We start from the raw sequence: 26,145 nt of genomic DNA, 5'->3' as shown, positions 1-26,145 counted from the left end.
TACCCCACCACGGACGCTGTGGGCCGTCAGAACGAGATGTGCACAACTACAAGTAATTCGGATTAGATTTCGGCCCACCCTGCTCTCTCGATAGCGATGAGAAATCCCGTCCCTCGTCCCGTGCGGCGAGCGATTGCCGGCGCTTGGATTAACCGCAGCAGACCCGGACGCAGTGACAGTTGGGATAAGCCATGGTCACTGAGGGCAGGGTGGGACCGAAAGAAAGAGGCGACTATATTGTGAACGACTTGCTGATTGAGGGAGCACGGCTTTGGACTGGTGGACCTCTTCAAAATATTCGCATTGACGGGTCACACATAGTGTCGGTGATTCCTCAATCAGAGGACCAGGCGCTGAAACTCAGCTGCGGTCCTGCCAGGAGAACCCTGCGGCTCGACGGGCGACTTGTGTTTCCTGGTTTCGTCAATATCCACGCACATTTGGACAAAGCCATGATGGCCGATCGTTTTAGAAATGAAAGCGGGACCATTGACGAGGTCCGCAGAAATATGAAGAAGGCCAAATCATCCTTCACCTACGATGACGTCCGGGAGCGCGCTTCCAGAGCCTTGCAAAGATGCGTTGAGCATGGCGTAACTGCAGTCCGAACCCACGTCGATATAGACCCAACTGTCGGCTTGACCAGCCTGCGTGCGCTCCTGTCCCTCAAAGAAGACTTTCAGAAAAGTATCGACCTGCAGATCGTGGCTTTCCCACAGGAAGGCATACAAGAATATCCTGGAACGAGGGACCTGCTCAAGGCCGCACTGGAACTGGGAGCTGATGTCATCGGCGGACACCCAAGCATCTCAGCAAGCAGAAAAGAGCTCAACGAGCAAGTCGATATCGTCTTTGAATTGGCCAAAGAGTTCGACGTCGACATTGACTTCCATACGGATTTCGGGATCAATGCAAACTACACACACCCGGTAACGCTTCACGCGGATGGGCGGGAGTACCCCGATAATCTAGGGGCAGTCTATATCGCTGAAAAAACAATAGCGGAAGAATACCAAGGACGCGTCACCGCAAGCCACCTCTGCGGTCTGGATATGGTGCCACCTGAACTACGAGCGAACGTGTGCGACCTGTTGCGCGAGGCAGGCGTCTCGGTGGTATCCACGCCCGCAAGCAACATGTACGGCAATGGCCGCGATGATGCTGTGGGAGCGCGCCGTGGAGTGACGCGACTATCTGAATTGCGCGCGGCTGGTGTCAACGTTGCCGTTGGCACGGACAATATCCGTGACCCGTTCGATCCTTATGGGAACACGGACCTCATCCAAAACGCCATCCTGGCCTCGCTGGCTTGTCACATGGTCACCGAACACGACTTTCTGGAGATGCTTTCGCTTCATACGGTTGCGCCCGCTCAGATTATGGGCCTGACCAAGTATGGACTTGCCAGTGGCGATGAGGCGAGTCTGGTCGTATTGGAAGCCCGGTCCCTAACCGACCTACTTGACGGAGACACGGCTAGGAGAGTTGTGCTGAAACGCGGGCTCTCCGTGGGCGCGGCACCTCTGAAGTCTTTGTACGACGACAATGAAGGCGTCACGACCGGGGTGGCGAAATGACACAGAAAATCATCGACCTCAGAAGCGACACAGTCACCAAACCCACAGCCCGGATGCGCGCAGCCATGGCTGAGGCGGAGGTGGGTGACGATGTATTCGGTGAGGATCCCACAGTTAGGGCCCTTGAAGAGGAGAGTGCCGGACTGCTCGGCAAAGAAGAGGGCATGTTCGTTGCCTCCGGCACTATGGCGAACCAGATCGCCGTTCTGAGCCTTTGCAGCCGCGGACAGGCAGCGATTGTCCTAGAACACTCGCATCTTCAACGTATGGAGCGGGCGGGAGCGGCCGCTCTCATGGGAGTACCATTCCTGCCCATAGCCACAGGCAGTGGCGTATTCAATGGTGCCCAGTTGGAAGCCTCACTGTCGCCGGTACACCCGATTCAGATGCCGAAGCTAGGGCTGCTCTGCCTGGAGAATACGTATGACCTCAATCGGGGACTCGTTGTTTCGCCGGCGGAAATCGACGCAATGTCCGTACTGGGCCGGCAACATCACGTGCCGACATTTCTCGATGGTGCCCGAATATTCAATGCGGCGGTGGCCTTAGGTGTACCTGCTGCGACCTTGACCCGTTCCGTTGATGCCGCCCAATTTTGTTTGGCCAAGGGATTGTCGAGTCCTGTGGGGTCAGTTCTCGTCGGGAGTCGGGACTTTATTGCCGAGGCCAGATGGATGAAGCAACAGCTCGGAGGTGGCTGGCGACAGGCCGGCGTAATAGCGGCCGCAGGGCTCGTTGCCCTCAAGGAGATGATCCCCCGTCTAGCCGAGGACCACGCGAGGGCACGGCAGCTTGGGCTGATGCTTGCCGACGTTGGATTGAAAGTTGATGAATCGCAAATACAGACGAACATTATTCGCGTGGAACTTGGTCCGTTTGGCCTTGACGCGGAGACGTTTGTTCGGCGCATGGCGGCTCTTGGCGTTCTCGTGAAGCCGATCGGGCCCGAGACTGTGCGGATGGTTCTGCACAGGGAAATTGAGCAGGGCGATCTTGCCGCAGTTGTCGATGCGGCTGCAGCCTGCTCATCAGATTAGTGAATTAAATTACCCAAAGGAAACAGCGATGTTTGATCTTCTGATAAAGAATGGCAAATTGGTGACTGCGGAAGAGGAATTTTTCGGGGACGTTGGGATCCGCGATGGAAAAATTCTAGCCGTAGGTGCGCCGGGGACACTGTCGTCGGCTGAACAGACCGTGGATGCTGATGGCCTCCTTGTACTTCCAGGCTTAGTCGATCCGCATGCACATTTTGGGCACCGCGTCCACCTGGATCATGGGTGGGTTTCTGCGCTTGACGATTTTGCAACGGGAACCGCATTCGCTGCCGCTGGTGGCACCACAACGGTCATCGACTTCGCAGTCCAGCGCGAATCGGATCTGATTTCAACAATTCAAGAACGCCGAACAGAAACCGAGGGGCAGTCTGTCATCGACTTCTCGCTCCACCCGGTTTTAACCAGTACGTCGACTGAAACGGTTGACGAACTCCCTCAACTCATAGCGCTGGGCTTCCCTACTTTTAAGCTCTACATGCTGTATCGGTCTCAGGGCCGTATGGGTGATGATGCGCTCCTGCTGGCTGCTCTTGAAGCGTCCGCACGCGGAAACGGCATGACCATCGTGCACGCAGAGAACGCGGCGATGATGGAGTTCAACACTCAAAGCCTTGTAGCGAATGCCGCGACGACTGCGGCTGATTTTGCGCGAACGAAACCCAACATCGCCGAAGCAGAGGCGATCAATCGTGCCCTGTTCCTTGCCGAGCAGACGGGCGCAAGCATATACATCTTCCACACCTCCACCCGCCAGGGTGTGGAACTGATACGGCGAGCTCGCGAAAGGGGTGTTGCGGCCTACGCCGAAACGTGTCCACACTATCTGACCCTCACGGAGGAGTCACTGCAACGCCCTGACGGGCATCGGTTCCTGTGCAGCCCTCCGTTGCGCACAACCGAAGATTCCGATGCACTTTGGCGAGCGTTGGCAGACGGCGTGATTCAGGTCGTCAGCTCGGATCACTGTGGTTACGGCACTGAAGTGAAAGACCTCGGCCGCACCGACTTTCGCCGCGGGGCCAATGGTCTGCCCGGGGCAGGTCTCCGGCTTCAGCTGATCCATTCACAGGGCGTCCTGAAGGGACGTCTGAATTTGAGTGAGATGGTCGGGCTCTTGAGCACAAACCCCGCCCGACTATTTGGGTTATGGCCGATGAAGGGGACCATCAGCCAAGGATCCGATGCCGATCTGGTTCTGTTCGACCCGACTATACGACGGGTCGTCAGGGCAGCAGAACTTGACACCCCCGTTGACTGGTCTCCGTATGAGGGGATGGAACTTACCGGATGGCCAGTCATGACCTTGTCTCGGGGAGAGATCGTGGCCCTGGACGGAAAGTGCGTGGCCACCCCGGGCCGGGGGAAATTGGTCCAGCGCTGGTCATCTGGAGCCGCCGCAATGACTACAGGGTCGGCGGCAACCACAGCTGTCGAGACTACGGAAGAAAAAGAGAAAGGCCACTTGTGATGCATGAGACTCTTGAAGACTTTGAAGAAGATGCGGGCAGAATGCTCGACGAGCTCTACGCCATTGGTGCTCAGAGCGACGGTGGTACCTATCGATCCCTATACGATGCCTCCTGGGTGGAGGCACGGGAACTGATCAAGGGCTGGATGGCGGAACGCGGGCTGGAAGTACGGATAGACCCTGTTGGGAACATCATTGGTCGCCTGCAAGGAACGACCGATGCGCCAATCGTGGCTACTGGTTCGCACATGGACACGGTAAGGAACGGCGGCCGCCTGGACGGTGCCTACGGTGTTGTCGGCAGCATCCTCGCCGTCGGATCTCTGGGACGGAAGCTGGGTAAGCCCGCCCGTACGCTTGAAGTTATCGTGCTTTGTGAGGAAGAGGGAAGTCGATTCACCAATCATTACTGGGGCTCTCGCTCCATCGTTGGAGAGACGACTCTGCGCGAAGCCGAAGAGAGTCTCGACAAGACCGGCGTGTCCCTGGCCAGTGCCATGCAAGAACTAGGACTGGATCCGCGTGAGATCTCCTCGGCCAAGCGCAACGATATCGGCTACTTTGTCGAACTCCATGTCGAACAAGGCGGGATCCTAGAGAACGAGGGTCTTGACTTGGCGTTGGTAACTGCGATTACAGGAATTACGCGTTGGGACGTCACCGTGACGGGAGAGGCCAATCACGCCGGCACAACTCCAATGAACCTTCGCCGAGACGCGCTGGCAGGCGTTGCACAGATGATTTCCGACGTCGAAAATGCGGCAAAAGAGGCTGGCCCGCCGGCCGTCGCGACGGTCGGCCGCCTATCTGTAACTCCCGACCAGATCAACGTTGTTCCAGGACAGGTCAGGTTCACGGTCGAGCTGCGGACTCCCGACCGGATCCAGCAGCTGGCCACCCAGTCAGTCATTGAACGAAGTCTCGCCGCGACAGCGGCAAAGAGGGACCTCGGGATTGAGCTGAAACTTCAACACGATCATGAGCCTGTGCTGATGAATGTCGAAGTGATGGACGCTATCAAAGAAACGCTGAATGATGGCGGAGTTCCGTACCGGCCACTCTCCAGTGGAGCAGGGCACGATACACAGTTGTTCTCACAGATAGCGAAAGTCGGAATGATCTTCACCTCCTCAAAGGGCGGCCTGAGTCACACTCCCTTGGAGGACACCGACCCAAGGGCACTGGGAGAAGGAGTATCGATCCTTGCCGGCACCCTCCTGCGGCTGGCCTACAAGTCCTAATCCATGATCGCGGCAGACATGCGCCGCTAGGTTTAACGGGTCGCCGGGCCCGCATCGTAGATGGGGTCACCGACGCCGACCGATGCGTGCCCGGCGTGCCCCGCAACAACGGACCCCAAGGCTTGGGCTGGACCGCCACGGGCCAAAGCAAGTTCAAAAAATCGCACGCGTAAGCGCCGCGCCCCAAAAAATCAGCAAGTCTGTGACACCACAAGAGTCACCGCCGCACGCATATTAAGGATGCAGTCATGTCGCTTGGTTGGAAGATACATGGTGACGGCAAGTCACTCGGCCCGGAAGAGGTAGTGGCCCCCGACGAACGACTGTCCTGGCCCAGGACGATAGGCCTGGGCGTGCAGCACGTCGGTGCCATGTTCGGCCCAACTTTTGTCGTTCCGCTGCTCATGGGGCTGGACGCGCGGCTCGCGGTCATGATGAGTGGTATCACGACCATCATGTTCCTGCTCGTTGTGAAAGGTCGGGTGCCCGCCTACCTTGGCACCAGCGGCGCCTTTGTTGGTGCGGTAGTCGTGGTGCGTTCCCAGCCCGGTGCCGGCTCGGCCGAGGTCACCGGGGCCATCCTGGTCGCCGGTGTCGTGCTGGTCCTTCTGGGGGTCCTGATCCACTTTGCCGGATCCCGGGTGATCAACAAAGTCCTGCCGCCGGTCGTGACCGGTGCCATCTTGATGATGATCGGCTTCAATCTCGCGCCAGTGGTGGCCGACACCTATTGGCCGCAGGACCAGTGGGTCGCGCTGTTCGTGATGCTCTTCACGATCTGCTGTGCGGTCGGGCTGCGTGGCTTCCTGGGCCGGATCTCGATCTTTCTCGGCCTGGTCTTTGGCTACGTTCTATCCTGGGTCTTGGATGTGACGGCGGGCCCGATCACTTCGTTCGACGCTGGCGTCGGTCAAATCACCACCCATTTGCGGGTCAACTGGCAGCAGGTGCAGGATGCTGATTGGATCGGGCTTCCGATGTCGACGATGATGGGCGCGGACGGCAAGGAGATCGCCGGGTGGCACGCGCCGAGTTTTTCCATCGCAGCGATCCTGATTATCCTGCCGGCAGTGGTCGCCATGACTGCCGGGACGGTTGGCCATGTCAAGGCCATCGCGGAGACCACGGGCGAGGACCTTGACCCGATGATCGGCCGCTCAGTCATAGCCGTTGGCCTCGGCACAGTTGTTGCCAGTTCGGTGGGTGGCTCTCCTGTCTGCACATATGGGGAAAATATCGGCATCATGGCCGCCACCCGCGTCTTCTCCTCCGCCACCTACTACGTTGCCGCCGGCATAGCGGTCCTTTTTGGATTTTCCCCCAAGTTTGGCGCGCTGTTCGCGGCCATGCCTGGCGGTGTCCTCGCCGGCAGCACAGTCATCCTCTACGGCATGATCGGCCTACTTGGCGCCCAGATCTGGAAGGAAAGCGGCGTTGACTTCGGCAATCTGATCAATATGGTGCCGGTGTCAGCGGGCGTCATCATTGGAATCGGCAACACTAGCGTGAATTTCAGCGACTCATTCTCCCTGAGCGGAATATCACTCGGAACCATCGTGGTGATAGGCGGCTATCATCTGTGCCGAGTGATTGCTCCGGTACAGCTGTTGGCAAGTATCGACAAGCGGCAAGCTAAGGAGACCGCCCAGGGTTTGGTTGACTCTCCGAGGTAATGGGTTCCGGGCACGGGGCATCCAGGTCAAGGCCGCCTCGCCCCGTTTGCGAGAGCCAGTGCCGCGCACGGCGTAGGGTGGGGGAGGAGCCCGCCGCTAGACCGCCCGAAGGGTCTCGCGGAAGACGCGGGCGCCGTCGACGCCTAGTTGGGTTTTGATCTGCGCCTGCGCGCCCTCCCAGAGCGGGATCGCCGCGTTGAGGATCCGCCGGCCTGGCTCGGACAGTTCGAGCACGCGCTCGCGCCGGACGTCGCCGACCTTGCGAGTGACTCCGGCTCCGGAGGCGGAAGGCATGAAGGAGAGTGGAAGAGTGGTCAAGCCGATGCCTGAGACGCCGAACGGCCGCGACGACGAAGTGCGGGCCGAGCACGTCTACCAGCTGGTTCTCGAGGGGATCGTGGCTGGAAAATACGGGCAGGGGAGCAGGCTGCGCGAACGTGAACTGTCCGAGCTCTACAACGTCTCGAGAACCCCCGTCCGGGAGGCCATCCAGCGCCTCGAACAGGACGGTTTTGTGAAAACGTTCCCCTACAGGGGAGCCGTGGTGCGCAGGCTGACCGTTACCGATGTCAACGAACTCTTCGATGTGCGGCTGTGCCTGGAGACCTTCGCCGCCCGCAAAGCGGCCACCCGCGTTGCGGCAGGCCAGCCCACCGGGCGGCTGCAGGAACTCCTGGAAGGGACCCGGGACGCGATCGACGGCGGACGGAGCGACGACGTCGTGCGTCCTAGCGCGGAATTCCACGCCGAAATCGTGCGGCTCTCAGGCAACCGCCTGCTCATAGAATCGGTCAAACCGCTCTTCGGCCGCATGCAGTGGATCTTCGGGCTGGCCCAAAACCGCAGCAACGAGCTCCAGCGCGACGACCACATGGAACTGTGCAACGCCATCCTCGCCGGCAAGCCGGACCTGGCCTGTTCGCTCGCCCACTCCCACATCGAACTCCGCCGCGAGCCCGTGCTGGCAGCGTTGGCCCAGACGCTGGACCCCTAAACCCCGGACGGGAGCCATGCCATCTCTACGTGAGGTTCAAGCATGCTACGCCTAAACGAGCAGGAGCTCGTCCCAGTGTTTGGCGTACCTGGGGGAGAGCATGGTGCGCTGCATGGACCAATCTGGTCTGCCCTGGATGCCGGCATGTCCCAGCCCCACGGACCTCGCCGCTATCTGCGGCTGATGTCCTCTGGGCGAATTCCATTCGAACCAGTGCCGGTCTCCCCGAAGAGGTTTTCCATAGTCATGGCCCGATAGGAGCGGACGTGCCTCTGGGCTTCGGCCGCGGCAAGGTCGGGATCACCCGACTCAATAGCGGCGGCCAATCGGATCCAGGCAAGAAACGGCGGCGGCTCGCCACTGGGAGCGGGACGCCGTCGCCGACCGTCAGGGCATCCGGACAGTGAGCCCCCTTCGCCGATCGTGCCCTTCCGGTGGGTGCCGCCGCCGAGCTGAAACTCCTTGGGCTGGATCCATCACCCGAGGCAGGAATCTTCAGCTGACGACCCCGACGACCCGCTCGCTTCACCGGAACCAAAACAGAATTGAACGTGGATTCACCCTCACCACAAAGACGCACCCGAACACAAAGGGAGACAGCAATTGAGTAACGGCACGGATCAAGAGTGGACCGGCCTGATCGGTCAGCAGGTACAGCTTTGGAAAGATGGACGGGACTGCCCCGGAATTCGTTGACTCTCGGGGTTTGGTGTCGCTAGGCGGCTTTGAGGCCGCTATTGATTGTCTCAAACTCGACCGGTGTTAGCCGTCCGAGGCGCCGCTGGCGGCGTTTCCGGTGGTACGTTTTCTCGATCCACGTCACGATGGCCAGGCGCAGGTCCGCCCTTGTGGACCATCGCTGGCTGTCCAGAACGTTCTTCTGCAGGAGCGAGAAGAAGGATTCCATGGCGGCGTTATCGGCGCACGCGCCGACCCGTCCCATCGATCCTGTGAGCCGGTTGCCCTTCAACGTCCGCACGAAGGCGTTTGAGCGGAATTGGGAGCCGCGGTCACTATGGATCACGGTTCCCTCCGGCTCCCGGAGCGCTATTGCGTTGTGCAGGGCCGAGACTGCCAGGGACGCCTTCATCCGGGAATCGATGGAGTAACCCACGATCCGGTTGGAGTAGACGTCTTTGATGGCGCACAGGTAGAGCTTGCCCTCGTCGGTCCAGTGCTCGGTGATGTCCGTGAGCCACAGCCGATCCGGTGCCGTTGCTGTGAAGTCCCGCCGGACGTGGTCATCGTGCACGGGCGGGCCGGCCTTGCGGGTCAGGCCGCGCTTCTTGGCGAAGACAGACCAGATCCGCTGGCTGCTGCACAGCCGTGCGACCCGGTTCTCTCCGGCGCTGAAACCCTGGTCTTCGAGCTCGTCGGCGATAAACCGGTACCCGAACCCCGGATCGTCCCGGTGGACGTCCACCGCCGCGTTGATCAGGTGGGCATCTGACCAGTCGCGCTCGGAGACGGGACTTCTCTTCCATTCGTAGAAGGCCTGTTTGGAGAAACCCAGCACCCGGCAGGCCACCGCGACGGGAATTCCGTCCGCGGCAAGGTCAAGGACCAGCGGAAACTTCATTTTGGGGGCAGCTCCCGGGCGAAGAAGGCCGCTGCCCGGCGCAGAATCTCGTTCTCCTGCTCCAGCAGCCGGATCCGCTTCCTGGCATCCCTGAGTTCTGCCGCTTCCTTCTCCGTCACTCCGGGGCGGACGCCGTCCTCGACGTCGGCTTTCTTGAGCCAGTTGTGCAGGGTCGCTTCGGAAATCCCGAAGTCTTTAGCGATCTGTGAGATCGGGGCTTCGTGCTTGCGTGCCACGGCGACCACGTCACGGCGGAACTCAGCGGGGAAAGGCTTGGGCATGTGAACATCCTTGCTGCAAGGACTGAATCCTCACAAGTCAGGAGTCAACAAAACCGGGGGCAGTCCCGACGTCTTATCCGTACTGGTTTCGTGGAAGACGTAACGAGTACGGTAGACGCGCTGTGGCTTGAAACGATGGCCTAGACAGAAGAGCACTATAAGAAAGAGCCAACGGATACGCCGTCAAACCGACATCTGGGGTGCCATGCCCCTCTTGACCACGACGGAAAATCCGCCACAAATCCAAGTTGTGGCACTGGATAAGGCCTCCATGGAGCGAGGGCTGGATACCGCAGTAGATCTCATGATCAAAATGGCGGTCAAGGACGCAACCCAGGGCATTCTGGTGACGCGCCTTGAGCATCATGTCTTCCGTGTTCCTCTCAGCAGCGCGGTTCCTTATGGCTACACGCAGCAGCACGATGCTCGATGCTGAGCCTTCTACCACGGAGGCAGGAGAGCCCTGCCGTACCCGTCTCTCCTCTACTTACTGAAAACTCAGTCGCTGGCAACGGTGACCGGCGAGACAACAACACGGGTCAAAAGCTTATGGTCGCCTTGGACGTTGACGGCACGCTGGTCAACCACGACGGCCACATGTCAATCCCTGTCCGTGAGGCGGCCCAGACTGTTGTCGCCGCGGGGCATGAGGTCCTGATCGCCACCGGACGTTCGCTAAACGCCACCCTGCCCATTATCGAGCAGATCGGGATAAATACAGGCTATGCGGTGTGCTGCAACGGCGGCGTCACGCTCCGGCTCGATCCGGCACACCCTGACGGCTACGAAGTCATCCACAAGGCCACGTTCGATCCGGGCCGCGCCCTCCGCAAGCGGCTGCCCTGGGCAAAGTATGCGCTGGAGGACGAGGACGGCAAATTCCTGTCCACCGAGCGCTTCCAGGATGCCAGCTTTGGCGTGGAGGCAATCGGCGTGGACTTCCCGACCATGCTTGAGGCCACAGCCGTGCGCGTTGTGGTGTTCAGCTCCGAGGACACGCCCGAGGACTTCAATGAGGCCATCGAGGACATCGGCCTGTTAGGGGTTGCGTATTCTGTGGGCTGGTCCGCCTGGCTGGACATTGCCGCCGAAGGAGTCACCAAGGCCAGCGCCCTGGAACACCTCCGCGGGCACCTCAGCATTGAAGCGCATCGCACCGTGGCGATCGGCGAGGGCATCCAGACGGTCGAGGACGCCCGCAAGGTGGTGGACCACGGCGCAGACGGGATCGTGCTCTCCAACCACGGCGGCCGACAACTGGACCGGGCACCGATCCCCTTCCGCCTGCTCCCCGAGGTCTCCGCCGCGCTGAAGGCGGACCGCAGCGAGGCGGCGATCATCCTGGACACCGGCATCATGAGCGGCGCGGACATCATCGCCGTCCTCGCCCTCGGCGCCGACTTCACCCTGATCGGCCGCGCCTACCTCTACGGCCTTATGGCCGGCGGCCGGGCGGGCGTGGACCGTGCCATCCAGATCCTGGAAAGGACAAGCAACGCACCATTGCCCTGCTCGGCGTCAGCCGCATCTCCGAACTAACTCCTGACCACGTTCAGATCCTCGGCGCCTAGCACGCCCATGCAGCGGCGCTATCGGGGATATCGGAAGTGTGCTGGCTGGGCATCGCGATCGGCCCGGAAGCGGCGTGCAGGCACTGGCTGGCATCCGCAGCTGGAGTGGGGCAACCATCGCTGCCGCCGCTTACGCCCAGCTCGGCGTTTTCCAGGATTGCACGGCTCTGGCCACGCACGCTTTGGCAGCCGCCGGCATCAACTTCCATGGCTTGCCGGCAGGTTACCCGTCTCTGGGCCATGCCGTGAGCGCCGCCGAGGCACGCCCGGGCGACCTCACTTATTACCGGAACGGCGGCCTGGGAATGGCCCACATCGCTGTCTACGTCGGCAACGATGTCGCCGTCCACGGCGGCTGGAACGGCCACACGACAGTCCTATACAGCGTCAACGCTGGCTCCGGCGCATCATGCTGATGATCCAACAGTGCGCTGTCGATTCATGCTTGTCCATGTGGGTCGATGTGACTGGCGCCGACAGTTCTTCGCCCCGGCCTTCCGAATATTGCTGCGACAAACCGCGCCCTCGCCGGCGGTTTCATTCGAGCCGTTGAACAGACACGCATTCACGGCGCGCTGGGACCGGGGTTGTGTGGCCGCGGTGAAACTCCGTGAGGCTGGGACAACGGCAGCGGAGACGTCGTCAACCCGGGATCAGTTCGTCGCCACAGAACAGTCGGGGTTGCGACGGCAGGTGTGCCGGAGGCGCCGGGCGCGGATCCGCTGTCCCTAGTGGATGCAATTTTTGCAACGTGGCGTTGCGTAGATCATATTCGCTACCTAGCATCCGAGGATGGAGACGGAGCAGAAACAGAGCGGCGCGGCGAGAGTCATGGCAGTTCTTGAAGCGCTCAGCTCTGGCGATGCGGCTGAGTTCCCCGACGGAATGACCGTTTCCGATGTTTCGCGTGCGTTGGGCCGCGACAAATCCGTCGTATCCCGCCAGCTCAAGAGCCTGCTGGAAACCGGGCTGGTGGCCCGTGATCCAGAGGGCCGATATGAGCTGAGCTGGCGCTTGTTTGCGCTGGCTCTGCGGGCCGGTGATCAGCGCCTGACTAAGATGGCCGTGCCAATGATGTTCCGGCTTACTGCGGTGATTCGCGAACGCAGCTATCTGACAGTGTTCAGTGATGGCGAGGTCCTGACGGTACACACCGAAAGTTCCCACCGGTCCATCGAGGCAGTCGGATGGGCAGGGCGTACGGTACCCCTGAACCGAAGTTCAAGCGGGATGGCGCTGTTGATGGACTACGAGGATGATCAGATCCTCGAGATCGTCCGCAGAGGCCAAGACGGCCTCGGAACCCATGCAGCACGGGAGTATCTGGCTCACGTCCGGGAAGCCCGGGAAACTGGTTACACAGTAGCTAACCGGATTTTTGACCCCGAGCTCATCGGCGTCGGCGCACCAGTGCGTGACCATTCAGGACGCATTATAGCCGCCGTGAACATTTCTGGACCAGACACTCGAGTAGAACCTAACATCCTCGTCGTCGCGGGACAGATACTCTCTATGGTCCGAGCTGTTCAGCAGTCGCTCTCGCCAGGGACGCGTGTCTTCGGCTACCACACAAGGACATGATCTCGTCTATGAGAACCTTTCTCAATTTCGGATCAAGACCGGATAAATTCTCGGGCAAGAACGCTCAGCACTGGCGGAGGTTGAGTACTATTGCCTACCCGCCGGACACACCCATCTCCCCCAAATAGGTTAGGGAGTTTTTAACACTGATATCGAACCCTATGTCAACTTAAGCTGACACAACCGCGGTTACCGCCGCTAAATATTCAACCGTCAAACGGTTGACAACGATGGCGGGGAATGCCGCTCGCCAAGAGAGTAGGGACTTGTGACCATTCAAACAGTGCCCGATCGGCTTGCCGAGCCGTTCAAACACGAAAGGAATTAGATGCCATCTTGGACAGGGTGCTGGAATTCTGATGCCCGTGGCTATGACCGAACGAGTCGGCGTCCTGGTAATGCGGCTCGCCCCAGGCCGCTACGCGGCTCGGCTGAAAGGTGATCCGCCACCGGGCACGACAAGGGAAAGCTGGGGTGCGTCCGCCGATGAATCAAGATAACGGTGGTATCGCCGGCGAGACTACCGTCAGCTTGATGCTGGGCGCATGCCTCACGGACGGCCAGATCAAATGCTCGTTGCGGAAGGCGTCTGCCAACCTCGCGGCGGGACGAAACGGGCCGAAAGACTCCCTCACCACATGTGAAGTCGAAGCCTTCCTGTTACTTGCGCCAGGGCACCGAATCGTTGCCCTGGATCACGAAACCGGTGAAGTCTGGCGCGGTTCGGTTGACGTGCCGTTTCCAGAACACGGGCTTGTCTGGGTGGTCACGGATTTAGGCGAACGGAAGCTGCTCGACATTGCCATGCACACGGTCTGGCGACCGGATACGCGTCAAGTCTGTGGTACGTGCACCAAGAATCCGGCAACACCTGATTCCGAATAGCCGCTAACGGATCTTGGCGAAAATGCAGCTTAGCGAGATGACCGCGGTCGTGCGCCACCCGGTCCTACGAAAGGAAGAGACAGCAGCCATGCGAGACCAACCCACTATCAGGGTCGCGTCCGCGGGTCCGGGCCGACCGCGGATGATCCGCGCCCCGGCCTCACGGAGACTGATGCGGAACATCGCGGTCAGACGGCTGACGGCACGCGCGAACGGTCGCCCACGCCGTCGCTGTCGGCCCAGGCATTCGACGTGGTTGTAGCCGCAGAGCTGGACCTCCGGAAACGGCGGCAACCGGGTCTGAACGGGCCTCGCTCATACTCAAGCCGACACGGTGCCGCGCAAAATTCCGGCGTCTGGGGGGAGCAACTCTTGGCGGAGATCGAAGATCTCACCGGCGAGCTGAAGGAAACTAGCCCGCTTTGCGTTGTTCTGCACGGTCCAATCGTCCGAGGAGGCCTCGGTCCGAGCCGACACGGCCGCCGTGGCATGGATGCAGGAAGCCCTCGAGGATATCGCCGCGACGGCGATCGGTATGAAGTGGGGTCCCGGGAGGCGCTTCTCCGGGCAAGCCAGGCCGATTTTCTCCGGGCGATTGAAGCCGATAAGCAGGACCTGATATGGGGCACAGACCAGAATCAGAACCGAGGAACCGGGAATTGATCAGCACCATCGGCGCCGGACGGGATTCACACAATTCCTCAACTCAGACGCCATCGTGTTGGCCCTAATGCAATAGATGCTGCTCTGCGTGACTTAGTCTCCGGTATAGCTCCTCTGTTCTGCACGGGTGCGGAGACCAAGTGTGCTGCCGATACCGTGAGTAGTGGAGAACAGCTAGCGTCATCAACCGGCTCTATATGCAGATAAGGAACCGGACATGAACAGGAGGCGAACCTTGAACTGTGTCAGTGATGGTCGAAAAGTGAGCCACTATGACGGCTTGGCGCGGTCGTTGCAACACCTGAGTGATTGGGAGTTGCAATTGGTAGATATGAAAAGAGCGAAGAAGTCCCGGGGCGCCCCTCCGAAGAACGCTGCACGGGCTCACTATGATCAGCTGATGAAACAGGGAATGGGCAATTCTGAGGCCTGCCGGATCGTGGGTATTAGCCGTAGTTCCGGAACTCGCTGGCGGCACGGCCATACGGTCGTCTTGAAGTCCGGAGACATCAAGAAGTACGCTCCGATTTCGCGGCAGCGGCGTGCGGTAATCTCCGCCCGGTTTCTCTCCGAGTCGGAACGGATTACGATCGCGGACCTGTTGCATGCCCGGCGCAGCATCCGTGCCATTGCAATGGAGCTCGGGCGGAGTCCGTCGACCGTGAGCAGGGAGATCCGCCGGAACATTCATGAACCCTCCGGTAATTACCGACCGCGGACGGCTCAGCGCAGTGCAGAGCGCAGAAGGAGCCGTCCGCGGCCCGGGAAGATAGCCAGCAACCAGGAGCTGCGGGAGTTCGTGCGCGAACACCTGAAACAACGCTGGAGCCCCCGCCAGATCAGCAACCGTCTACGCGCGGATTTTCCGGGCCAACCGGAAATGCACATCGTGCCTGAGACCGTCTATCAGGCTCTGTACGGGCGCGGAAGCCTGGATCTGGCCGTGGACCCTGCTGTCTCGTTGAGGTCCGGACGGACCGGTCGCCGGCCACGCAGCCGGCGTGAGCACCGGACCAAGCGCTTCCCGGACATGGTCATGATCCGGGACAGGCCTGCAGAAGTGATCGGCAGATCAGTACCAGGGCATTGGGAGGGGGACTTAATCATTGGAAAGGGCAGCAGTTCGGCCATCGCCACACTGGTCGAACGGACCACGCGTTTCATCGTTCTTGTGCATCTGGCAGGCAACCGCGGGGCGGAGAATCTGCGCGACCGGCTGGCAGAATCGATGGGCAGCCTTCCGGTCCATCTGCGCCGTTCCCTGACTTGGGATCAGGGCACTGAAATGGCTTGCCACCAGGACTTCACGCGGCAGACGCAAATCCCGGTGTACTTCTGCGATCCGGCCAGCCCCTGGCAGCGCGGCTCGAATGAAAACACGAATGGCCTGCTGGAATGGTCCCCGAAAGTTGGACACCGAATCTAGGTATCCTTCTCCAGGGAGTAGTCAGATGTACTCAGGAAGCACGTTGAGTTACCCCGACGCCGTGTCGGCTGTCGAATTGTTCGAGCAGGGATACACTGCGAAGTCCGTGGCCATTTCGCTTGACCTTGCCCGGTCTCCGGTCCAAATGTTGTATCAGCGATGGCAGCTACGGGGGGCGGGTGCGCTGGTGACGAGAGACCGCAGGCAGTACGACTTCGAGACCAAGCTCGAGATCGTGCTGCGTCATATCAAGGGTGAGTCCGGAAGGGCTCTTTCCGAGGAGTATGGCCTTCCGTCGCCCAGCACCGTTGCCAACTGGACGAGCATCTATCGACGCGACGGGGAAGACGGGCTGCGTCCGAAGCGGCGCGGCAGGCCGCCAACCGATCGCGGGGATTCCCGTCCGGGTCCGTCTACCCGGGGATTACTACGTGCGGGTCGCGTCCAACGACTACTCCGTGAACCCGCAGGCCATCGGACGTTTCGTGGAGGTCCGCGCGGATCTGGAGACGGTACGGATCAGTTTCGAGGGCCGGGATGCCGGGATTCACCGGCGGTCCTGGGGCAGGGCCAGACGATCACCGACCCGGCCCACGTCGAAGCGGCAAGGGTGCAACGGAGAGCATTCCAGAACGCCGCCGCGGCGCCGGAAGAGTCCGGTTTGGACGCGGAGCTCCGCGATCTGGCGGAGTACGACCGGGCGTTCGGGGTTGTCTTCGAGGACGGGCAGGTCCTCCCATGACCGGCGCCAGGGAGATTTCCGGGCAGATCGAGTACTACGCCCGGGCCATGAAGGCACCGCGGATCCGCGAGTCAGCGGCCCGTCTGGCCGACCAGGCGCGCGAGGCCGGCTGGTCCCACGAGGAATATCTTGCCGCCGTGCTGTCCCGGGAAGTTGCCGCCAGGGAAGCCTCCGGGGCGGAAACCCGGGCCCGGGCCGCGGGATTTCCGGCCAGGAAGTCGCTGGAGGACTTCAGCTTCGACCATCAGCCCGGGCTGAAACGGGAAACGATCGCCCATCTGGCCACCGGCGCTTTCCTGGCCGAGGCCGCCAACGTGGTGTTCCTGGGACCGCCGGGGACCGGGAAAACCGATTGTGAGACTGATATCAAGCGCTCGAGCCACGAGTGCTGGCCGGCGTCAGGTGATGTCGCTCGAAGCTGACCTGAATCCGACACCGTAGTGGCGGTGCGAGATTTCGTGATTCGGATTTGTCGCTGTCAGGGGATGCCGTCCGGCTGGTCGTAGTAAACGATCCGTTTCCCGGGTCGCTCTTGCGGTCACGGGTGTGATTGCTGCCAGAGTCGGTGCTGGTGACCATGACTGACCCTAAAGTCACATTGGCAGGCGAGAGATCGTTGCGCCCTTGCGTTGGATATGTCGTCGTGGTCGCCGGTATCGGCCTGGTTCCACCGAAACGCTGGCTTAATCAGCAGCTTGGCCGCCCCTGGGCCGTGCCTCATCACAGTCCTGCCGCATGGTGAACCTGCCCGGGCCGATGCCAACATATTGGCTCCACGAAGGGAAAACGCCATGCCAATGCTCTCAGATGAAGTCGATTTCGTCATCGGCGTCGACACCCACCGAGACACCAACACCGCGGCCGTCGTTGACGCGAAAACGGGTGCCGCGCTCGGGGATACCCAAAGCGCGACCGACGCCCTCGGATACAAACGCGTGCTCAGCTTCGCGAATCGCTATTCGTCTACTCGGCGGGTTTGGGCGATCGAGGGCACGGGAAGCTACGGCTCTGGCCTCACAACATTCCTTCTCGAACGCGGAGAGTGGGTCGTTGAGATCGACCGACCAGCCAGGCCAGCCCGCCGCAACGGGGCGAAGAGCGACGAACTCGATGCTGTCCGCGCCGCCCGCGAAGCGCTCTCCCGTGAGTATCTTGCCGCCCCTCGTGCCAGAGGAGACCGGGAAGCTATGCGAGTGCTCATTACGGCCAGGCAAGGCGCCGTCGTCGCGCGCACCAAAGCCATCGGCCAACTCAAAGCCCTGATCGTCAACGCCCCCGAGAGCCTACGCGAGCAGCTGCGTCGAGGCACTACCGATCAGCAGCTCGACCGGTGCTCCCGCCTGCGGACTGTGCCCAGTCACTCGGTAGAGCATCGGGCAACCGTGCGAGCCGTCCGCGCCGTCGCCCGCAGAGCACTTATGCCCGAGGCCGAAGCGGCCGAGTATGAGACCGAACTGGAGGGTCTGGTTGTCGCAGCCTGCCCGGAGCTTCTCGCCAAGCCCGGGGTCGGGGTGATCACGGCAGCACAATTCCTCGTGTCATGGTCCTACAGCAAAACGCATCCGCAACGAGGCGGCATTCGCCGCCCTCGCCGGCGTCGCCCCCATCCCGGCCAGCAGTGTCGCGACCGTCCGCCACAGGCTCAACCGATCTGGCGATCGCCACCTGAACCGAGCACTCCACACCGTCGCGCTCTCACGGCTTCAACATCATGAGCCGACCAAGGCCTACTCAACCAAACGGGAACGGAAGGGAAAGACACCACGCGAGATCAAACGATGCCTCAAGCGGGCCATCGCACGCGAAATCTATCGCACCCTTGAAGCCCAGGCACGCGCAGTCAACCACATCCAACTCACGGCTTGACAGACTGTGAGTCTTTACATGGCTGGTCCGGTACCGGCTGGCAGGGTTGGCATTGGTCGCCTCGCCGCGGTTGTGGCTCATGACAGAACTGGCCCCCTTGGGTGCCTTGCCTATGAACTGTCCGACCGTGGTGGGCGGCCGGCGCCAGCCCGGCCCACCTCGGTGGCCTGATAAGAAGCCTGCCCGACCCCCAGGGATCGTGGCCCATCACAGTTCTGCCTCGAAGTGACCTCTCCCGGGCACGGCGCCGGTCCGCAGCGGCCGGGAACACTGCCGCATGGAAAGGAACCGTGATCGCGTGAACACCACTGTCGCCCACACGCATTCATTCGTCATCGGCGTGGACACCCACGCCAGGACCCACACCTACGCGGTGCTAACCTCCAACGGCGAGCACCTGGGAACCGAGGCCTTCCCCAACACCCATACCGGCAGGGCCCGCGCGATCGCCTGGGCGGCACGCCGCACCGGTGGAGACCTCGGCGCCCTGTGGGTCATCGAGGGCATCGGCAGCTACGGGGCTCATCTCGCCCGCCAGACCGGGCTTGCCGGCTACCGGGCGGTCGCAGCAGGCCGGATGGGCAGGGCAGGGCGCCGCGGCATCGGCAAGTCCGACCCGATCGATGCCCGGCGCATCGCCGCCGCCGTGCTCCCTCGAGGATGAGCAGCTGCGCACCCCGCGGATGGACGAAGGGATCCGGGCGGCAGCCCAGATCCTCCTCACCGCCCGGGATGAGCTCACCCGGGAACGGACCAGGGCCGTGAACGCCTTGACCGCCCTCGTGCGCATCGCCGACCTCGGCATCGACGCACGGTATCCCCTCGGCGCCAGGAAGATCGGGGAGATCTCCCGCTGGCGCCCGCGCGAGGAGGACCTCGCCGCCGCGACCGCCCGCACCGAGGCCGTGCGGCTGGCCAAGAGGATCCTCGCCCTTGACGCCGAGATCACGGACAACACGAACCGGACCGGCGAGCTCGTCGAGGCCAGCCCCGCTGCGGCCCTGATCGAGGAGACCGGGATCGGGCCGGTCACCGCAGCCACCGTCCTGGTCGCCTGGTCCCATCCCGGACGGGTCAGGGACGAGGCCGCGTTCGCCGCTCTCGCCGGAGTGCACCCCATTCCGGCTTCCTCTGGTAACACCACCCGGCACCGGCTCAACCGCGGCGGCGACAGGCGCCTCAACCGCGCACTGAACGTCATCGCCATGGTTAGGATGGTCCACCACCCCCAAACCCGTGCTTACGCCGACAGGCGCCGCGCCGAAGGCAAGACCGACCGCGAGATCCGCCGCTGCATCAAGCGCTACCTCGCCCGACACCTCTTCCGCCACCTCAACACCGCCGCCGGCAGCGAAATTGGGGGTTGACGAGATATAGAAGCTTCATAGAAGCATCCTCGCCACCGCGCTCGGCCTGCGGGCCACCCGGCTGGGCCACCGTGTCCTGTTCGCCACCGCAACAGGCTGGGTGACCCGGCTGCAGGCCGCACACCAGGTCGGCCGTCTGCCCTCAGAACTGATCCGGCTCCGCCGCTACGGGCTGATCATCGTCGACGAGGTCGGCTACATCCCGTTCGAACAGGACGCCGCGAACCTGTTCTTCCAGCTCGTGTCCTCACGCTATGAACACGCCTCACTGATCCTGACCTCGAACCTAAGCTTCGCCCGCTGGGGCGATGTCTTCGGGGACCAGGTCGTCGCCTCCGCGATGATCGACCGCGTCGTCCACCACGCGGAGGTCGTCACCCTCAAAGGCTCCAGTTACCGGCTCAGGAACCACCAGATCGACTCGCTGCCCTCGACAAGACCGGAAAATACGGCAGAATAATTTCGTCAACGTGGCTCAGTTTTCACCCCGCGAAACGGCTCAACTTTCGACCAGCGCTGACAAACTGGCAGAGACGGGTATTGATGGGGCGGGAGTAGCAGTCCGTCGCTACCCGAATAGCTGCTCGGTTGCGAGGTAGCCGTTTGGCTTCGCTGCCCTCCATGCACGGAGCCCGGAGCGGGGAATACAAGCCCCGGCGCAGCGCCCGAGGCGCAACATGTGAGGAACGCGTCGAGCCCCTAAGTGCACTCAGCCTGCAGATTGGTTACATCTGCTGATGGGCGATCGTCCTTCGAGGGCGCGGGGGTCCGCAGACGCTCCGCACAGCGTTCGGTTCTGTCGACAGTGGCCGCGGCGGCGTCGCCATCACGTGCCACGATGGCGTCCACCAGCTGACCGTGGCCCTCACGCGGCGGGAGCCTGTCGAAATCTGGCCGGTGATGCTGGGCCAGTAAGTCTTTCAGAACGAGGTTACCGAAACTGACGTACAGTTCGCGCAACAGGGGATTGGCCGACGCTTGGGCCACGCGGGCATGGAAGTCCCAGTCAGCGCGGGCCCAGCCTGCGTAGTTGCGCGCAAGCCAGGCATCCTCACTCTCGGTGAGCAGGGCACGCAGTGCGGCCACGTCATCGGCCGTTGCGTTGCGAGCACACAGGCGCGCCGCCTGGGTTTCCAGTCCCACTCTGACTTCCAGGATGTGCTCCTGCGTGTGGTCCAGGTGCGCACGGCGGGCGGCGCCGGCGAACTCGTTCGGAGCGCGGACATAGGTCCCGTCCCCGCGGCGCACATCGAGCATGCCGCTGTGGGCCAAAGCCCTGATTGCCTCGCGGAGAGTCCCGCGTGAAACTCCAAGTCCTGCCATCAGCTCCCTTTCAGGCGGGATACGCCCGTGCAACGTCCACGCACCGGAGCGGATCATTTCCCGAAGCTTGCCGCTGATTTCGTCTGCGAGGGGCTGGCGAGGTGAAGTGCTAAGGGCCATGCTTCCTACCTCTTCCACTTTAGGGTCTTTCGGCCACTGGCTACCTGGTGGGCACCCACCTTCTGGACCAGGCAAGGGCCAGCAGCAGAGTCAACTTTCGGGTTTGTTCACGCTGGCAGGACGTATCGAGGACCGTTGCCGAGTCCCCGCACTCTGGCCCCCTGCAGGCATCACCACTCTCCGGATGGAGTGATCGCAATTATCCAGCAATTTTCGTTCGCAGCTGTCCGTAAATATCCAGATGACTCCATGCTCGTGGTCTGCCATATCAACGGTGCCTTGCCAACGCTGCCTTGCTGTGTCTTCACCCTGAACGCAATCACCGGGCATTGGCGATAGAAAATACTCAGCTTCGGTTCTTAACGGCGAGTCCTTCATGGCCCCCTTTCGTACTTTGATGTTCCTGATCTGGAAGAAACTCCCGGGAGGCCTACCGCCGCGGAACGGTCAAACACGTTCTGCTGTCAATGGCCATTACGTTCTGCCCACCGGCGGCCAGTTGATGTGCCCGGTGATGGCCAACAGATCTGCCCACTGATCGGTTTCGGCGGGGTTGGCTATCGCTTGGGTTGGTCAGTTCAGTCGGGTCACTCCTTTTCCGGTGAGGGCCTGGGTGAGGCGGACGGAATCACCGCTGGTCTGGCAGACGTGGGCGTGGTGCAGCAGCCGGTCAACGGTCGCGGTGGCGAGGGGTTTGGGCATGAGCTCATCGACCCCGGCCGGGTGAAGGTTGGAGCTGATCGCGACGGACCGCTTTTCGTAGGCTGCGTCCACGACCCGGTAGAGCCCCTCGGCAGAGCCCCTCGGCGGCGTCCGTGGCCACCGGAAGCAGGCCAATATCATCGATCACCACGAGCTCCGCGCGCAGGATCCGGGAGACCGCCCGGGTGACGCTGTCATCGGTGCGGTGCGCGCGGATCAGGACGCCGAGGTCTTCTAGCCGGAACCAGGCGACGCGCATCCGGCTTCGACGGCCTGCTTTTCACCGGTCGAAACCGTTCCGTCACGAGGGGAGGTGGCTTGGAGCCGACGATACTGCATCAGATGCCATAATCATTGTTCTACTGGCACCCCTGCGTGTGAACCTTGGGCCTATCCAGTCCTGGGTGGCCCCGCTGTGTTGTTTCTTCAAGTGATCGATTGTGGTCGCCGCTCACCCGGGCAGCGAGCGAATCGACCTCTCTTCGGCGCTGATCGGCAACTCCTGACCGCTCACACCCAGGACACAAGCAGGGATATACGCAAGAAGCTCGCCGGCGAACAAAAAAGCCTGGCGGATCTGGTTCGGAGATTTCCGCGTGCTCTACGAGATTCAGAACAACATCCTGACCGTCACCGTCGTGCGTATCGCCCACCGCCGCGGGGACCACGGAAAGTGATCCCACAGCTAATAATCAACCGATTACGGCTGATTCCCAGACGCCGACAACGGACGTACTGTCAATCTATTGGCGGAGGTATTGGCGGAGTCCGGGGATTGCGAAGTCCACTTTGCCGTAGCCTGCGGACTCGATTAGGCCCGCGGCGATGAGCCTGTTGCGGTACTTGGATACGACGTTGGGCTTGGACTTGAGGATGGCGCCGATCTGACCGGCGGTAGAGGGACCATCCTGAGTGGCCATCGCGTCGAGGAACTCGCGGTCTTTGTCAGAAATGTCCGACAGCGCCGACTCGAGGACCACTAGGGTGTTCCGCCTTTGGGCGGCAGCGATCGCATGCTGAACGCCGCTCTGGTCCAGTTTCCATCCTGCTTTGTCGGCTTCGAGCCAGAGGTAGTAGCCGACCAGTTGGATCAGGAAGGGATACCCCTCGGTGGCCTCGGCTGCTTCGTTAATGAGGCTGGGGGAGATGCTGATGCCTCCCTGGCTGAAGAGCTCGCTGTAGGAGGCGGTGACTTCGGTGATGGCTGCTTCGTGAAGATTAATCCTGTCGGCGCGCCGCAGGAAGGTGGCGACGCCTTCGTTGAGGAGGTTGGACACCGCTGATGGCAAGCCGGCGAAGATCAGGCCGATAGGCAGCCCTTCGCGGATAAAGTGCTGGACGTCGGCAGCCAGTTGCGAGATCTCAGTCCTGTCGACGGCATGAATCTCGTCAATGGTGATGACCAGCCCTGTGCCTTGTGCGTCCAGAAGACGCAGCAGTTCGTTCCCGGTGCGGCGCCAGTCGGCTACCCGTTCCGGGGGAAGCTGGGTTGTCAGTCCGAACCCCGCCGCGGAGAAGGCTGTAATTTTCCGGGCAGGAGGCCCGTCCCCGAGCTCCTCGACGAGAGCGAGCATGTCGTCGCCGACTCCGGCCAGGAACCCGGGTGTGGCTGTCCGGGAGATGACGGCCCAGCCGTGAGCCCGGGCGATCCCTTCGGCCGCGCTCAACATGACTGTTTTGCCGATGCCCCTGGACCCCGTGATGATGGTCAGAAGCCCTGGGGCTCCGGAACCCTGCTGCAGGCCATACTCAAACTCGTCCAAAAGCCCGGCCCGCCCGACCAATGCAGGGGGCGTTGCTCCGGCCGTCGGCTTGAAGGGGTTCTGCACCAAACCTCCTAGGGGAATGTAGGTGAAACTGGTGAAAGTGGTGAAACTTCTGCCACGGTACGCCAGCGATGTCGTGCCGGGCAAGTCCGTGCTCCGGGAGTGCCAAATGGTAAGGCGGTAGCATCGGGGCCATGACCGGACAAGAGAACTATGTCGAGCACGCACTGCAGGTGGGGGATCGGCTTATGGGCCTGACCCTGGAGCAGCTGGGTTTCGTGCCGCGCCTGGAGGATTTGACGGAGGATCAGCGGAGCCGCCTGGACCCTGATGACCTCGAATGGGCGGGCTCAATCACCCCGGAGCGACGCGACAGGAGTCTGTTCCAGGCAAAGCTCCTTGCCGGCGCCCTATGGGAGGCATCCGCCGTTCTGATCGACCAGCTGTTCGAGGATCTCGACGGGTTGCGGGACCTTGACCGGATTGATCGCCAGGACATCGCCAACACCTTCGTCCTGTCCGGACTGCCGCCCAGACACGCCGACAAATACGACGTCCGCTTCGCCCGGCAGTTTCTCGTCATCGCTACGGACATGACCGGGGCGCTGACCCGCGGGTGGGCCCGTCCTTCCTGCGTCGCCCAGGAACTGGCGCTCCGCTGCCTTTTTGACCAGGTCGAAGTCATCCAGGACCTGTATGATCTCGATCTTGCAGACGACTGGCGTGGCCTGCTTGAACAACACATGCTCGAAGACACGGACAGCGAGATGCTCTACCAGAACGCCATGGACGGCTTCGAGGACGACATCGAATTGAACATGCAACTTGGCCTTGCCCCAATGAAAATCCAGGACTGGTTCGAGCCATTCAACGACGCTTCCGTCCCGCCCTACGTGCGCTGAAGCGCGGGATTGCTCCCGCGTCCCGTTCTGGGTACAGCGGCGTGCCCTGAAAGAGTGGGCAGCACGGACAAGCTGGAAGCCGGCAAACTGATTCGCCGGGAGACGATCCTGGAGGTTCGCGTGGAGCTGGTCCACAGCAAGCCCTCCATTTGGCGTCAGTTGGAGATCCGCGGCTCCCTGGCTCTGAACCAGGTACACCAGGTCCTGCAGGCAGCCTTTGACTGGGAGGACGCGCACCTGCAGGTTCACACCAGACGATCCCTTCTCACCGCTGCGGCCCATTGGCGGCGAGATTTCCGAGGTCCTGCAGTGGCTCCCCGGGCGGGGATGTGAAGAACCGGAGGACAGGCCCGAGGAGGAGTGCACCCTGGAGCAGCTGCTCGCCCTCGGCTCTGGCACAGCTTTCTACGAATACGACTTCGGCGACTGCTGGCTTCACCGGCTCGAACTGGTTTCCCGCCGGCCAGCAACCAGCGATGCTCCGCCGGCCCGGCTGGTCGGCGGCGCACGGCGCGGCCCCTTGGAAGACTCCGGCGGATTACCCGGATACGAGGAAATCATGGACGCCTTGGCCGACCCGTCCCATCCTGACCACGCCGAACACACCGCATGGGTCGCCGAAATGACCGGATCCGACGAGCCTTTTGATCCCGCCTCCCTGGACATCCCCGCAGTGAACCGGGCTCTGGCTGAGCAGTTCTAACCCCCGGCGTTTTGCAGGCGAAAAGGACTCGGTCCTGATGCCAGGAGCAGCTCCTTTTCTTCTACTCCCCCGCCCGTTTTCGAGCGCCGATAACCGATGTTACGTAAAGTAAGCAGGCTGATAGTTGCACGAGCGCTCTGATGTCCCCCGTGGTGGGAGGAATTTGCCCGTATGACGTCGCCGAGCTCCCGCACACTAGCCCGGCATCCTTGGAGGAGCCCGCACACGTTCAACAGTTTGAACGATGTCAAGACAGAGATTCCGAAACGTCCTGCACTACTCAATCTCTTCCGCATAGCCGAGCAACTCCTGGTAAGGAGTCCGGTACTGAGACCAATACTGGTTTGCACCTTCAGGTTTGGCGCGGAAGGCCGCGTGCGTTACGACCAGCTCTTCCTTCGCTCGCGAGATTGCGACGAAGAACTCTGACTTAACATGCGGAGGTTTCCCGAAAAAACGTCCGTCTCAACGCCGAGAACGATGACATTCTCGAACTCTAGCCCCTTGCACTTGTGGATAGTCAGGAGCCGGATCGCATCCTCCTCTGAAAGGCGGTTTAGCGCTGCGACAGGATCTCCATCGACGGTGAGCTCTCGCTCAAACGCCGCAATTGCGTTGTTTAGAACCTGATCAAGACGATTGCCCTGTTGGTACGCC

Annotated in this window: 22 protein-coding genes and 7 pseudogenes; 23 read left to right on the top strand and 6 right to left on the bottom strand. The window is 61.6% G+C overall.

The features are described 5' to 3' along the window. Positions 1 to 191 precede the first annotated feature (191 nt). From LDO15_RS22825 to LDO15_RS22805, 5 genes are all read left to right on the top strand, one after another. Positions 192 to 1,577 (top strand): amidohydrolase family protein, encoded by a 1,386-nt coding sequence (locus tag LDO15_RS22825; protein ID WP_223987780.1) that lies wholly within the window; start codon positions 192 to 194, stop codon positions 1,575 to 1,577. Continuing rightward, entirely contained in the window at positions 1,574 to 2,614 is a 1,041-nt protein-coding gene (locus LDO15_RS22820; RefSeq protein WP_223987778.1) for a GntG family PLP-dependent aldolase, read from the top strand. The genes LDO15_RS22825 and LDO15_RS22820 overlap by 4 nt, the downstream gene beginning before the upstream one ends. A 28-nt stretch (positions 2,615 to 2,642) precedes the next feature. Next, a complete protein-coding gene (hydA, locus tag LDO15_RS22815; RefSeq protein ID WP_223987776.1) occupies positions 2,643 to 4,103 on the top strand; it encodes a dihydropyrimidinase in 1,461 nt (486 codons plus the stop codon). Further along, positions 4,103 to 5,344, top strand: a complete 1,242-nt coding sequence (locus LDO15_RS22810; protein ID WP_223987774.1) for a Zn-dependent hydrolase — start codon at positions 4,103 to 4,105, stop codon at positions 5,342 to 5,344. The genes hydA and LDO15_RS22810 overlap by 1 nt, the downstream gene beginning before the upstream one ends. Before the next feature lie 248 nt (positions 5,345 to 5,592). Beyond that, positions 5,593 to 7,017: a solute carrier family 23 protein gene (locus tag LDO15_RS22805; protein ID WP_223987772.1), complete on the top strand. Its 1,425-nt coding sequence runs from the start codon at positions 5,593 to 5,595 to the stop codon at positions 7,015 to 7,017. A gap of 96 nt (positions 7,018 to 7,113) precedes the next feature. On the opposite strand, the gene LDO15_RS22800 is transcribed toward LDO15_RS22805, so the two are convergent. After that, positions 7,114 to 7,335: a hypothetical protein gene (locus tag LDO15_RS22800; RefSeq protein WP_223987769.1), complete on the bottom strand. Its 222-nt coding sequence runs from the start codon at positions 7,333 to 7,335 to the stop codon at positions 7,114 to 7,116. A 4-nt stretch (positions 7,336 to 7,339) separates the two neighbouring features. Here LDO15_RS22800 and LDO15_RS22795 point away from each other — a divergent pair, with 4 nt between their 5' ends. Beyond that, on the top strand, positions 7,340 to 8,011 hold the full coding sequence (locus tag LDO15_RS22795) for a GntR family transcriptional regulator (RefSeq protein ID WP_223987766.1): 672 nt from the start codon (positions 7,340 to 7,342) through the stop codon (positions 8,009 to 8,011). A 51-nt stretch (positions 8,012 to 8,062) separates the two neighbouring features. Here LDO15_RS22795 and LDO15_RS23585 read toward each other — a convergent pair whose 3' ends face one another. Both LDO15_RS23585 and LDO15_RS22785 read right to left on the bottom strand, forming a co-directional pair. After that, positions 8,063 to 8,125 carry a hypothetical protein gene (locus LDO15_RS23585; protein ID WP_346656010.1) on the bottom strand — a complete coding sequence of 21 codons (63 nt, stop codon included), beginning with the start codon at positions 8,123 to 8,125 and terminating at the stop codon, positions 8,063 to 8,065. 601 nt (positions 8,126 to 8,726) lie between these two features. Continuing rightward, positions 8,727 to 9,871 (bottom strand): IS3 family transposase gene (locus LDO15_RS22785; protein WP_223988149.1). Its coding sequence is split into 2 segments (ribosomal slippage): positions 8,727 to 9,598 and positions 9,598 to 9,871, totalling 1,146 coding nucleotides; the frame shifts between segments, so codons are not numbered across the junction. Between the two features lie 214 nt (positions 9,872 to 10,085). Between LDO15_RS22785 and LDO15_RS22780 the strand changes: the two genes are divergently transcribed. The 13 genes and pseudogenes from LDO15_RS22780 to LDO15_RS22730 form a co-directional block, all read left to right on the top strand. Next, on the top strand, positions 10,086 to 10,307 hold the full coding sequence (locus LDO15_RS22780; RefSeq protein ID WP_223988146.1) for a hypothetical protein: 222 nt from the start codon (positions 10,086 to 10,088) through the stop codon (positions 10,305 to 10,307). Further along, positions 10,301 to 11,047: pseudogene (locus tag LDO15_RS22775) on the top strand (HAD family hydrolase); the annotation flags it as partial. The gene LDO15_RS22780 and the pseudogene LDO15_RS22775, both read left to right, overlap by 7 nt. After that, positions 11,042 to 11,442: pseudogene (locus tag LDO15_RS23450) on the top strand (alpha-hydroxy acid oxidase); the annotation flags it as partial. The pseudogenes LDO15_RS22775 and LDO15_RS23450, both read left to right, overlap by 6 nt. 107 nt (positions 11,443 to 11,549) lie before the next feature. Beyond that, positions 11,550 to 11,858 (top strand): annotated as a pseudogene (locus LDO15_RS22770) (NlpC/P60 family protein); the annotation flags it as partial. A 376-nt stretch (positions 11,859 to 12,234) separates the two neighbouring features. Then, positions 12,235 to 13,023 (top strand): IclR family transcriptional regulator, encoded by a 789-nt coding sequence (locus LDO15_RS22765; RefSeq protein ID WP_223988056.1) that lies wholly within the window; start codon positions 12,235 to 12,237, stop codon positions 13,021 to 13,023. Positions 13,024 to 13,509: 486 nt separating this feature from the next. After that, positions 13,510 to 13,908, top strand: coding sequence for a hypothetical protein (locus LDO15_RS22760; protein WP_223988140.1), 399 nt, complete (start codon positions 13,510 to 13,512; stop codon positions 13,906 to 13,908). 880 nt (positions 13,909 to 14,788) lie between these two features. Then, on the top strand, positions 14,789 to 15,997 hold the full coding sequence (locus LDO15_RS22755) for an IS30 family transposase (RefSeq protein ID WP_223988137.1): 1,209 nt from the start codon (positions 14,789 to 14,791) through the stop codon (positions 15,995 to 15,997). A gap of 610 nt (positions 15,998 to 16,607) precedes the next feature. After that, on the top strand, positions 16,608 to 16,739 hold the full coding sequence (locus tag LDO15_RS23445) for a hypothetical protein (protein WP_263428418.1): 132 nt from the start codon (positions 16,608 to 16,610) through the stop codon (positions 16,737 to 16,739). After that, positions 16,736 to 17,089: pseudogene (locus LDO15_RS22745) on the top strand (ATP-binding protein); the annotation flags it as partial. The gene LDO15_RS23445 and the pseudogene LDO15_RS22745, both read left to right, overlap by 4 nt. 285 nt (positions 17,090 to 17,374) lie before the next feature. Then, a complete protein-coding gene (locus LDO15_RS22740; protein WP_346656009.1) occupies positions 17,375 to 18,454 on the top strand; it encodes a transposase in 1,080 nt (359 codons plus the stop codon). Then, positions 18,345 to 18,605, top strand: a complete 261-nt coding sequence (locus LDO15_RS23580) for a transposase (RefSeq protein ID WP_346656008.1) — start codon at positions 18,345 to 18,347, stop codon at positions 18,603 to 18,605. Before LDO15_RS22740 ends, LDO15_RS23580 begins: the two co-directional genes overlap by 110 nt. A 277-nt stretch (positions 18,606 to 18,882) precedes the next feature. Further along, positions 18,883 to 19,972: pseudogene (locus tag LDO15_RS22735) on the top strand (IS110 family transposase). A gap of 28 nt (positions 19,973 to 20,000) precedes the next feature. After that, positions 20,001 to 20,432, top strand: a pseudogene (locus LDO15_RS22730) (ATP-binding protein); the annotation flags it as partial. A 239-nt stretch (positions 20,433 to 20,671) separates the two neighbouring features. Here LDO15_RS22730 and LDO15_RS22725 read toward each other — a convergent pair. Together LDO15_RS22725 and LDO15_RS22720 are read right to left on the bottom strand one after the other, a co-directional pair. Next, positions 20,672 to 21,415 (bottom strand): FadR/GntR family transcriptional regulator, encoded by a 744-nt coding sequence (locus LDO15_RS22725; RefSeq protein ID WP_223988134.1) that lies wholly within the window; start codon positions 21,413 to 21,415, stop codon positions 20,672 to 20,674. Positions 21,416 to 21,988: 573 nt separating this feature from the next. After that, positions 21,989 to 22,376, bottom strand: a pseudogene (locus tag LDO15_RS22720) (ATP-binding protein); the annotation flags it as partial. Between the two features lie 337 nt (positions 22,377 to 22,713). On the opposite strand from LDO15_RS22720, the gene LDO15_RS23575 reads away from it, so the two are divergent. Further along, the gene (locus tag LDO15_RS23575) at positions 22,714 to 22,794 is read left to right on the top strand and encodes a hypothetical protein (RefSeq protein WP_346656007.1); all 81 of its coding nucleotides are present in this window, start codon (positions 22,714 to 22,716) and stop codon (positions 22,792 to 22,794) included. A 66-nt stretch (positions 22,795 to 22,860) separates the two neighbouring features. Here LDO15_RS23575 and LDO15_RS22710 read toward each other — a convergent pair whose 3' ends face one another. Further along, a complete protein-coding gene (locus LDO15_RS22710; protein ID WP_223988131.1) occupies positions 22,861 to 23,946 on the bottom strand; it encodes an ATP-binding protein in 1,086 nt (361 codons plus the stop codon). A gap of 131 nt (positions 23,947 to 24,077) precedes the next feature. Here LDO15_RS22710 and LDO15_RS22705 point away from each other — a divergent pair, with 131 nt between their 5' ends. From LDO15_RS22705 to LDO15_RS22695, 3 genes are read left to right on the top strand one after another with little or no spacing between them, the layout of a single operon-like run. After that, entirely contained in the window at positions 24,078 to 24,785 is a 708-nt protein-coding gene (locus LDO15_RS22705) for a hypothetical protein (RefSeq protein WP_223988128.1), read from the top strand. A 54-nt stretch (positions 24,786 to 24,839) separates the two neighbouring features. Then, positions 24,840 to 25,118, top strand: a complete 279-nt coding sequence (locus LDO15_RS23570; protein ID WP_223988125.1) for a plasmid pRiA4b ORF-3 family protein — start codon at positions 24,840 to 24,842, stop codon at positions 25,116 to 25,118. Beyond that, complete coding sequence (locus tag LDO15_RS22695) at positions 25,003 to 25,488, top strand: plasmid pRiA4b ORF-3 family protein (protein ID WP_223988122.1); 486 nt, start codon at positions 25,003 to 25,005, stop codon at positions 25,486 to 25,488. Before LDO15_RS23570 ends, LDO15_RS22695 begins: the two co-directional genes overlap by 116 nt. Positions 25,489 to 26,145: the final 657 nt, after the last annotated feature.

The sequence above is a fragment of the Arthrobacter sp. NicSoilB8 genome, from assembly GCF_019977355.1.
Lineage (GTDB): Bacteria > Actinomycetota > Actinomycetes > Actinomycetales > Micrococcaceae > Arthrobacter.
This window is presented reverse-complemented; position numbering and strand designations above follow the sequence as displayed.